At 73.6% G+C, this 9,798-nt stretch carries 10 protein-coding genes; 1 reads left to right on the top strand and 9 read right to left on the bottom strand.

Annotation, left to right across the window (positions count from 1 at the left end):
- Nucleotides 1-1,111 (top strand): AAA family ATPase (locus A6Q79_RS10830; protein WP_317698186.1); only part of this gene is annotated, 1,111 nt, incomplete at its 5' end.
- A gap of 73 nt (nucleotides 1,112-1,184) precedes the next feature.
- On the opposite strand, the gene A6Q79_RS10825 is transcribed toward A6Q79_RS10830, so the two are convergent.
- The 9 genes from A6Q79_RS10825 to A6Q79_RS10785 all read right to left on the bottom strand — a co-directional run bounded on the left by A6Q79_RS10825 (nucleotide 1,185) and on the right by A6Q79_RS10785 (nucleotide 9,676).
- Nucleotides 1,185-1,811 carry a class I SAM-dependent methyltransferase gene (locus A6Q79_RS10825; protein WP_286690711.1) on the bottom strand — a complete coding sequence of 209 codons (627 nt, stop codon included), beginning with the start codon at nucleotides 1,809-1,811 and terminating at the stop codon, nucleotides 1,185-1,187.
- Nucleotides 1,808-2,893, bottom strand: coding sequence for a prenyltransferase (locus A6Q79_RS10820; protein WP_286690712.1), 1,086 nt, complete (start codon nucleotides 2,891-2,893; stop codon nucleotides 1,808-1,810). The genes A6Q79_RS10825 and A6Q79_RS10820 overlap by 4 nt, the downstream gene beginning before the upstream one ends.
- A gap of 1 nt (nucleotide 2,894) precedes the next feature.
- Nucleotides 2,895-3,611: a class I SAM-dependent methyltransferase gene (locus A6Q79_RS10815; RefSeq protein WP_067854050.1), complete on the bottom strand. Its 717-nt coding sequence runs from the start codon at nucleotides 3,609-3,611 to the stop codon at nucleotides 2,895-2,897.
- Between the two features lies 1 nt (nucleotide 3,612).
- Entirely contained in the window at nucleotides 3,613-4,809 is a 1,197-nt protein-coding gene (locus tag A6Q79_RS10810) for a glycosyltransferase family 4 protein (protein ID WP_317698182.1), read from the bottom strand.
- A gap of 76 nt (nucleotides 4,810-4,885) precedes the next feature.
- A complete protein-coding gene (locus A6Q79_RS10805; RefSeq protein WP_286691061.1) occupies nucleotides 4,886-5,431 on the bottom strand; it encodes a hypothetical protein in 546 nt (181 codons plus the stop codon).
- A complete protein-coding gene (locus A6Q79_RS10800; protein WP_286691060.1) occupies nucleotides 5,428-6,210 on the bottom strand; it encodes a hypothetical protein in 783 nt (260 codons plus the stop codon). The genes A6Q79_RS10805 and A6Q79_RS10800 overlap by 4 nt, the downstream gene beginning before the upstream one ends.
- Nucleotides 6,207-7,256, bottom strand: coding sequence for an HTTM domain-containing protein (locus tag A6Q79_RS10795; RefSeq protein ID WP_286691059.1), 1,050 nt, complete (start codon nucleotides 7,254-7,256; stop codon nucleotides 6,207-6,209). The genes A6Q79_RS10800 and A6Q79_RS10795 overlap by 4 nt, the downstream gene beginning before the upstream one ends.
- A complete protein-coding gene (locus A6Q79_RS10790; protein WP_317698178.1) occupies nucleotides 7,253-7,828 on the bottom strand; it encodes a DUF5819 family protein in 576 nt (191 codons plus the stop codon). Before A6Q79_RS10790 ends, A6Q79_RS10795 begins: the two co-directional genes overlap by 4 nt.
- 162 nt (nucleotides 7,829-7,990) lie before the next feature.
- Complete coding sequence (locus A6Q79_RS10785; RefSeq protein WP_317698176.1) at nucleotides 7,991-9,676, bottom strand: hypothetical protein; 1,686 nt, start codon at nucleotides 9,674-9,676, stop codon at nucleotides 7,991-7,993.
- Nucleotides 9,677-9,798: the final 122 nt, after the last annotated feature.

The following is a 9,798-nucleotide window of genomic DNA, read 5'->3' as shown; positions in this document are numbered from 1 at the left end:
TGCGACGCGCCTGACCGACCAGCTGCTCGCCTACTGGAGCCAGAACCGCGACCTGTCCGTCGAGCTCGACCTGCAGACGGTCGGCCTGGCGTCGCCGGAGCCGTGGCTGCACGTCCGGGTACGCGACGAGCGCCGGGGCGTGAGCCTCAACATCGCCGAGCGCTCGAGCGGGTTCCTCTGGTTCTTCTCCTTCCTCGCCGCCTTCTCGGAGTTCGCGGAGCAGGAGCGCCGGGTCGTGCTGCTCGACGAGCCGGGCATGAACCTGCACGCGAATGCCCAGGGCGACCTGCTGCGCTACCTGAAGGAGCAGCTCGAGCCCCACCACCAGGTCGTGTACTCGACGCACTCGCCGTACCTCGTCGACGCGGGCCGGCTCTCCCGGTGCCGAGTGCTGGAGAACGTCGGCGACCGCGGCACCACGGTCAGCTCCGAGCTGTGGACCGCCGGTCCGGAGACGACGGTTCCGCTGCTCGCCGCCCTCGGCGCCGACCTCGCCCGCACGCTCGTCAGCAGCCCGCACCAGCTCCTCGTGTCATCGCCGTCCGACGTCACCTACCTCGCGGTCATGGGCGACCTGCTGCGGTCCGAGGGCGGCCGCGCGCTCGACCCGCGCTGGACGGTCACGCCGATGGGTGGCGCGTCGGGGCTGCCGACGACGCTCGCCCTGCTCGGCACCACCGCGACGTCGGCGACGGTGCTGATGGACGGTCCGGCCGGGTCGCGCGGCGCGGTCGAGGAGCTCGTGAACCGCGGGGCGATCTCGACCGACCACCTCGTGCCGCTCACCGACCTCACCGGCACGCTCGACGCCGACCTGGAGGACCTGTTCGACGCCGAGTGGTACCTGCGGCTCCTGGCGGAGTCCGGGGGTCCGGTGCTCTCGCACCGCAGGCTCGTCGGGAAGCGGTTCCTGCGCACCCCGCCACGTCGGCGCATCGTCCACCAGGCCGAGACGGTGCTGGGCCACCGCTTCGACCGCTTCCAGCCCGCCGCCCACCTCCTGCGCGAGCGGTCGCGGGTCCTCGAGACCGTCGACGCCGACACCAAGCAGCGCTTCCAGCAGCTCATCGACCGGCTCAACGCCCTCATCGAGCCACCCCTCCCTCGCTGAGTGTGACGTTTGGGGCCCAGATCGCGGTGATCTGGGCCCCAAACGTCACACTCAGCGGGGGTGGGGAGGGCGGTCAGCGGCGGAGGACGCGGAGGGAGCCGGTGTGGGCGACCTCGGCGAAGCCGTCCTCGAGGGCGCGCCGGTAGATCCGGTACGGCGCCTGGCCGCCGTCGGCCGGGTCGGGGAAGACGTCGTGGATCACGAGCACACCACCGGGACGCACCCAGTGGGCCCACCCGTCGTAGTCGGCCTGCGCGTGCTCGTCGGTGTGGCCACCGTCGACGAACACGAGGTCCAGCTCGCGACCCCACCACGACGCGACGTCGGGCGAGCGCGCGACGACGACGTCGACGACGTCCTCCAGCCCCGCCCGCGAGAGCGTCTCGCGCAGGAACGGCAACGTCTCCATCCGTCCGTCGGCCCCCACCAGCGACGTGTCGTGGTACTCCCACCCCGACTGCTGCTCCTCCGAGCCGCGGTGGTGGTCGATGGTCACCAGCCGGGCGCCCCGGAGCCGGGCGACGTGCCCGAGGTGGACGGCCGACTTGCCGCAGTAGCTGCCGATCTCGACGGCGACGCCCCCGGGCCGCAGGTGCTCGCCGGCCGCCTCGCGCAGGGCGTCGGCCTCCTCGTCGGGCAGGAAGCCGCGGACGTCGTCGGCGACACTGCGGAGATCACTGGGCAGGTCGAGCTCGCTCACGGGCGCTCCTCGTCGGTGGTCAGCAGCGGCAGGCCGTCGCCGCGGAACAGGCCGTTCGCGGGCGTGGTGCGAGTGAGGGCGTCGACCGCGAGCAGCACGGTGCCGGCGGTCCAGGTGGTCTGCTCGACCGGCCAGTACGTCTGGTCCGGGTAGACGTAGCCGGTCCAGTAGGTCGCGTCGTCGCGGCGCAGCACCTGGATCTCGCCGAGGATGCGGCGCGCGTCGTCGTCGCGGCCGACCGCGTCGAGCGCGAGCACCAGCTCGCAGGTCTCCCCCCCGGTGACCCACGGGCTGTCGTCGACGCAGCGGGCGCCGAAGCCGGGCACGACGAAGTCGTCCCAGCGGGCGTCCAGGCGCGCCGCCGCGACGGCGTCGGGCAGGGCGCCGCCGAGCACGGGGTAGTACCAGTCCATCGAGAAGCGGGCCTTGTCGGCGAAGCGGTGCGGCTCGTGGTCGAGCGCGTGACGCAGCCGCACGGCGGCGTCACGCCAGCCCGGCACGTCCTCGCCGACGACCTCGGCCAGCGCGACCCCGCAGCGCAGGCTCAGGTGGATGCTGGCGTTGCCGGTCACGAGCGCCTCGTCGGCGACGTCGCCCTCGGCCCCCCGCGACCAGCGCACCGGACCGGCCGGCTCCTGCAGCTCGAGCACGACGTCGAGCGCGGCCCGTACCGTCGGCCACATCGCCTCGACGAACGCGACGTCGCCGGTGAGGCGCCAGTGGTGCCAGGCCGCCGTGGCCACGTAGGCGGTGAAGTTCGCGTCGGTAGCGGGCACCGTGACCACACCGTCGACGTACTCGGTGGCGAACGACCCGTCGGGTCGCTGCGCGGTGCGGCTCCACGCGTACGCCGCCTCGGCCTCGTCGCGACGTCCGGCGACGGCCAGGCCCATCGCGGCCTGCAGGTGGTCCCACGGGTCGAGGTGGTGGCCCTCGAACCAGGGGATCGACCCGTCCGGCCGCTGCACGGCGACGATGGTGTCGGCGGTGGCCTGCACCTGCGCGGCGTCGAGCACGCCCGGCAGGGCGAGCGCGGTCCCCGCCGGCGGGAGCGGCCCCCAGCGGGTGGTCGGGAGCGTCACGTCAGGCGAGCGGCTTGGTGTAGTACAGCGCGACGCTCTTGCCGAGCAGCGGGTTGAGCGCCTTCTCGGCCACGCGGGTCGTGCGGGGCGCCTTCATCATGTCCCACACCAGCAGCCGGTGGTAGGCGCGGACGGCGGGGTGCTGGTCGCGCTCGACGCCGACGGCGCACTTGATCCACCAGTACGGCGCGTGCAGGCCGTGCGCGTGGTGGGTGTGCGTGTGCACCAGGCCCTCGGCGCGCAGCTTCGCGTCGAGCTCGCTGGCCTTGTAGATGCGGATGTGGCCGCCCTCGTTGGCGTGGTACTCATCCGACAGCATCCAGCAGACCTTCTCGGGCCAGTGCCGCGGCACGGTGACGGCGAGCGTGCCGCCCGGCGCCAGGATCCGCACGAGCTCGCTGATCGCCTGGACGTCCTCGGGGACGTGCTCGAGGATCTCCGAGGCGAGCACGACGTCGAAGCTGCCGTCGGCGTAGGGCATGTCGAGGATGGTGCCGGCCTGCACGGTCCCGCGGCCCGACTCCGGCACCTGGCCCTCAAGGCGCATCGCCTCGAACATCTCGTCGACGCCCTTCAGCTCGACCTCGTCGAGGTCGAAGGCGGTCACGTCGGCGCCGCGGCGCAGGGCCTCGTAGCTGTGGCGGCCGGCACCGGCACCCACGTCGATGAACCGGGTGCGGGCGCCCACGCGGAGGCGGTCGAAGTCGACGGTCAGCACGTCACTGCTCCTTGCCGGCGAACCTGCGGAGGGCGCGGGCCCGGCCGGCAGCGCCGAGGGCGGCGCGTCGGTCGGGGTCGTCGAGGAGGGCCGAGATGGCCGCCGCGAGCTGCTCGGCGTCGCCGGGCTCCACGAGCACGGCGCACGGGTCGCCGTCCTCGCCGTCGCCGACGACCTCGGGGATCGCGCCCGCCCGGCTGGCCACGACGGCGGTGCCGCTGGCGAGCGCCTCGACGGTCGGCAGCGAGAACCCCTCGTACAGCGAGGGGACGCACATGACCTCGGCCGAGCGCATCAGGTCGGCGATGTGCTCGGCCTCCACGCCGCTGTGCGTGGTCACGCAGTCACGCAGGCCGAGCGCGTCGATGCGTCGGTCGGTGGCCCCACCGGGCTCCACGGTCGACACCAGCTGGAGCTCGACGTCGGGGTGCTCGACCCGGACCTTCGCCAGCGCGTCGAGCAGGTGGGCCACGCCCTTCAGCGGCTTGTCGGCCGACGCGACGGCGACGATGCGCCCGGGCACGCGGTCGGCTGCCTCGGCGGGGGTGAAGAGATCGGTGTCGACGCCGAGCGGCACCACGCGGATGCGCTCGGGGTCGATGCCGAAGTCGGTGACGGTGTCGTCGGTGGCCACGGTGGACACGCCGACGACGAACGGCAGCCGTCGGGCCACCCGGGCCTGCATGCCGACGAAGGAGTACCAGCGGGCGACCGAGAGCCTGCGCCAGCCGCGGGCGGCCTCGAGCTCGACCTTGCGGTCGCGGCTGATGGGGTGGTGGATCGTGGCCACGAGCGGCAGCCGGCGACGCAGCGCGAGCAGCCCCCACCCGAGGCTCTGGTTGTCGTGCACGACGTCGAACTCGTCCACGCGCTCGCGCAGGTGCCGGTCGGCACGCAGCGTGAACGTGAGCGGCTCGCCGAACGCGCCGGTGACGCTGAGGACCCACTCGACGACGTCGGGGACGCTGCGCAGGGTCCAGGGCGCGGGCGGCTTGAACGGGTCGGGCTCGTCGTAGATGCCGAGGCTGGGCAGCCGCGTGAGCCGGACCCTGGGGTCGAGGCCCACGGGGTAGGGCTGCCCGGAGATCACCTCGACGTCGTGGCCCGCCTCGACGAGGCCGCGGCTGAGGTGCTCGACGTAGACGCCCTGGCCACCCACGTGCTGCTTGCTGCGGTACGACAACAGGGCGACGCGCACGTGACCACCTTCCGCCTCGGCCGCGTGGGAGGCGGCAGTTGAGAGACCCACGGTATCCGAGACGGGGCACGGGGCGTCATGCGCGGCCGGACCCCGGGGTGGTCGGCGGGTCGAGCGGCGTGCCGGCCAGCTCCTCGGCGGTGATCCCGCAGCGTCGACGCAGGCGCGGGTCGAGGGTCGCGAACGACCGCGCGAGGGTGTCCCGCATCTGCGCGAGCGCGAGCAGCACACCCTCGTTCGAGAGGTCGCCTCCTGCGCTCTCGAGGGCCCCGCGCGCGGCGCCCAGGTCGCGCGTGACGGCACGGTAGGCCGCCTCGCTCGTCCGGTCGGTCTCCAGGCGCGCCAGGTGGTCGTACGTGCGCTCGAGCACCTGGAGTCGCTGGCCGAGGGTGCGGGCCACCTCCCGCGCCGGCGGCGGGTGGGCGTTCGCGTCACGCAGGCTCTCGAGCGTCCCGCAGTAGTCCGTCAGCGCGATGCTCAAGGTCGCCCGTGCCGCGGGCCGCGGAGCAGGCTCGCGGTCACCGCCGCACCCGGCCAAGAGGACCACGACGGCGAGCACGGCGATGACGAGCACGACGGCACGTGCCGCCCGGCCCGGGGCCCCCGCGTCGTCGCGGCTCACGGTCGCACCACCTCGTCGGGTCGGGGCGTCGCCACCACCACCGGCTCGCGGAGGAGCCGCAGGTCGAAGTCGGCGCGGACCCCCTCACCCCTGAGACGCACGGACCGCAGAACGGGGGTCCCCCGGCGCGTCACGACGAACGTCGTGCGGGCGCCGGAGTCGTCGTCGAGGACCACCTCGTACCGGTCCTCGTCCGCGCGGACCCGGGCGACGTCGGCGGGGCGCAGTGCGGCGGCGCGGCCGAGGACCCGGCCCGGGTCGAGCTGGTCGCGGAGCCGGTCCCCGGCCGACCGCTCCATCAGCACCCAGCCACGGGCGCCGGCGCGAGCGGACGCCGGCGTGTACCCGCTGCGCAACCAGAACGTGCGGTCGGCGTGCACCCACGTGGTGTTGTAGCGGCTGCGCACCTCGAGCCGGGTCCGCGGTGCCCGGACGGTCGCCTCCCAGGCGCCGCTGCGCAGGTCGCCCGACGCCTGCACCGTCCCGCGCTCCCCCGCGGTGCTGCTGCTCCCGGTCATCCTCGTCGCACCGGCCACGTGCGCGGCTCGCGACGCCGCGCGGAGCCGCTCGAGCGCGGCACCCACGTGGGGGTCGGTCATGGCGCTCGCCGACGGTGTCGCTTCCCGTGACGCGGTGGACGCGTCGGCCTTCGGTACAGGGTGGCGCTCCCGCGCCGCGTCGTCGTCGCGACCTGAGCAGCCCGTCAGGCACAGGCCGGCGAGGAGGACCAGGGCCGCGGCGGCCAGCACCGACCGCGCGCGGGAGGCGCGACGGGTCATGCGGTCCTCCGCACCCGGCTCTGGACGGCGATGACGAGGTCGTCCCACCGGTCGACCGCGAACGCCTGCACGCGCAGCAGCGTGCGCTCGCTGACGAAGAGTGTGTCGAAGGCGAGCATCGACAGGGAGAACCAGGGCAGGCCCATGAGCAGGGCGATGCCGAGGTGCATGCCCGCGATGCCGACGAGCGCCACGCGCCGCGCCGGGGCCCACGGCAGCGTCAGCGGGAACAGGACCTGCAGCAGCACGACCGACCAGGTCGCGAGGGCGAGGAGCACCGGCTGGGCGACGAGCAGGTCGTTGAGGAACCCGAACGGCCGGAACTCCGGCAGCGACAACGGGTAGTAGAGCGCCGTGCCGAACTGCCACGGCCCGCCGCGCGCCTTGTACAGGCCGGCGGTCACGTAGACCATCACGATCTGCGCCATGAGCAGCCCGAGCGCCACGTTGCTGACGAACGTGCCGACCGCCCGCGCCGCGTCGCGGTCGAGCACCCGCGCGAGACCGAGACGCGTCCACACCAGGTACTGCAGGGTCGAGTCCATCCCACCCCACCGCAGGCGCGCGTCCCACGACCAGACGACCGAGCAGCGCGTCCACAACAGGTAGAACAGGCCGATCCGCGCGATGTTGTCGCCCTGGTCGCCGAGGAACGGGGCGGACTCGACGAGCTGGATCGAGCCGAGCAGGAGCAGCAGCCCCGCCGTGCGGGTGAGGCGGCCGAGCGTGAAGCAGACCGCGGCCGCCAAGACCGCGAGGTAGAACAGGTCGAACCATCCGCCCGACAGGTGCTGCAGGCCCACGAGCCAGCCGTCGAACCCGTAGCCCTCCCGCAGGGGCGTCATCCAGGACGACCCGGGACCCCAGAGGAGCCGTCGGTCGCGCAGGTTCGACAGCAGCACCCCGACGTACATCATGCCGAGCAGGATCCGGCACGCCGCGAGGCTGTGCAGGCCGTACGGCTGGGTGCACAGCCGGTCGACGACCTCCGCCACCCTCGACGTCTCGCGGCGCTGGTCGATGCGTCGCTGGCCGACCGCCCTCATGGCCGCACCCCGACCCGCGCCAGGTGGTCCTGCAGCACGCCACGGTCGGGCTGCGGCACGGGCACGACGTTGCGCCACCCGTAGCGCACCGGACGGAAGGTGACGGTCCGTCGGAGCAGGGCCTTGCGCAGCGTGCGGGCGGTGTCGTGCTGCGAGACGACGTCGCGCTGGTCGTCTGAGAGGGCGCCGTAGGCGCCGTTGAGCGAGCCCGCGAGGGTCTGGGTGAGCAGGGCGGAGCGACTGGGCGCGAGCGAGTAGCGGATCTGGTCGCGCTCGGGTGCCGTGAGGGAGACCCACGGCGAGGTCCAGCCGTCACCGTCGCGACCGCGCACCTCGAGGTCGATGGTCCCGCGCTTCGGGATCGGCGCGAAGACCGACCAGCTCTGCTCGAAGAAGGGCTCGATGTAGGCGTCGAGCCATCGCCCGGAGACCTGCTCGGTGACGAGGTTGTCCGGGAGGATCCACAAGGCCACGACCATCGTGTGCGCCACGGCTGCGACGGCCACGGCCACCAGGACTCGGCGGACGCCGCGCGGTAGCGGTCGGGCGGGCTGCTGCGGGTCGCTCGTCATCTGCACTCCTCGGTCGGAGGCAGGTCGGGGTCGGTGGCGTCCTCACGGACGGCGGCACCGACCCCGACCCGCCTCGATGGGCGGCGGGAGCTCGGCCCGGCGGCTAGGCCCGGGCTCCTCGTCCGCGGCGACCCGCCACGAGGGTGGCTCCACCGAGGGCGGTCAGCGCCAGGCCCCACAGCAGCAGCGGCACGGAGACCGGGCCACCGGTGTTCGGGAGGTAGCCCCCGCGCGGGCCGCCCACGGCGCCGCTGCTGATGCCGGACGCCGAGGCGCTGAACCCGATCCCGTTGGCACCACCGGCGATCTGGTCCTTGCCGGCCGACTGCCCGGCGCCCGACGTGTCGGCGCCGGAGGTGCCGCCCGTGTCGTCGTCGCCCGACGTGCTGGCACCCGAGCTGTCAGCTCCCGAGTTGTCCCGGCCGGAGTTGTCGGTGCCCGAGTTGTCCCGGCCGGAGTTGTCGGTGCCCGAGTTGTCCCGGCCGGAGTTGTCCGTGCCCGAGTTGTCCCGGCCGGAGTTGTCCGTGCCGGAGTTGTCGGTGCCGGAGTTGTCGGTGCCGGAGTTGTCCGTGCCGGAGTTGTCCGTGCCCGAGTTGTCCGTGCCCGAGTGTCCGTGCCCGAGTTGTCCGTGCCCGAGTTGTCCGTGCCCGAGTTGTCCGTGCCGCCCGTGCAGTTGATGCCGCCCGACGCGGCCTTGGCGTCGACGTCGACCCGCTCGAACCCGAGCTCCGCGGAGCCCAGGCCGTTCGGTGCGACGCCCGGGATCGGCGCGATCGTGAGGTCGGCCGTGAGACCGTTCATGGAGCCCGCGGCGTGCGTGCCGTCGGACGCCTCCACCACGTTCGTGATGCCGCCGTAGTTGAGCTCGCCGTCGACGAGCCGGCTGAGCGACTCGCCCACCGGCGAGCCGTTGAAGACCTGGCTGAGCTCGATCGACAGACCGGGCTCGAGCTTCAGCGCGGCGTCGCCGATCTTGATCTGCATGTCCGGCAGCTCCGGGACCTCCAGCGTGGCGCCCGCCGGCTTGCCGTTCGCCTTCGCGACGATCCGCGCGATGTCGTCGGGTCCACCCGCGTCACCGCCCCACGACACGGCCACCAGCCCGTCGAACAGCTGCACGTCGGCGAAGTTCCACGTCGCCTCGCTCTGGAGCGCCAACCCGTCGGGGCAGACGGCGCTGTCGGGCACGAGGCTGACCTCGCTCGTGTTCTGCCCGAGGTCCGCCTCGCCGACCGGGAAGATCGAGCCCGGCAGCGGGAACCCCAGGGTCGGGTCGATGAGGGTCAGCTTGCCCGTGTTCGTCTCGGCGTAGGAGAGGCGTCCGCCCTGGGCGACGGTCTGCGCGTTCCAGCGCGCCTCCGCGGCACCGGTCAGCGCCTCGAGCGACCCGAGGGTCGGGATGGTGAGGTTGCCGAAGTCCTGGTCGTCGCGCTGGCCGTCGACGACGGTGGTCGCCGCCGACTCGGCCTTCACGATCTGCAGGTTCAGCCCGACGGCACCGGCGCCGATGGGCGAGGCCCGGGCGTAGGAGCGCGACTCCGGGTCGTTCGCGATCGACGACGGGACGGCGTAGGAGCCGACGCCGGTGCCCTGGTACGGGCTCAGGCCCGCGCTGTCGGCCACCGCGACGCCCTCCGCGACGTTGGCGCGCAGGTTGATGCGGTTGTCGAGCAGCGACGCGCCCGCGAACACGCCGTAGTTGCGGACCGCCCCGCTGAAGCCGCCGGGCTCGTCGCCGGCCATCGCGGACTGCGCCGCCATCGTCAGGCCCAGGCCCATGAGGGCGGTGCCGGCGATGGTCGTCCGCCTGCGCCGCTGTCGTCGTTGTCGTCTCAGGTCCTGCGTCATCGGTGTCGTCCTTTCAAGACGTCGTGCTCGTGGGCTGGAGGGCGGCGTCTGTCGCACTCCGAGGGCGTCCGGGATCGGCTCCCGTCGGGCGGGTCGGGGTCCGGCGACCTCGCTCGTCCGCG

Origin of the sequence: Aeromicrobium sp. REDSEA-S32_B7 (assembly GCF_001626145.1) — a bacterium.
Taxonomy (GTDB): Bacteria; Actinomycetota; Actinomycetes; order Propionibacteriales; family Nocardioidaceae; genus Aeromicrobium; species Aeromicrobium erythreum.
The sequence above is the reverse complement of the archived record's forward strand: the minus strand, read 5'-3'. Positions and strand labels throughout refer to the sequence as shown.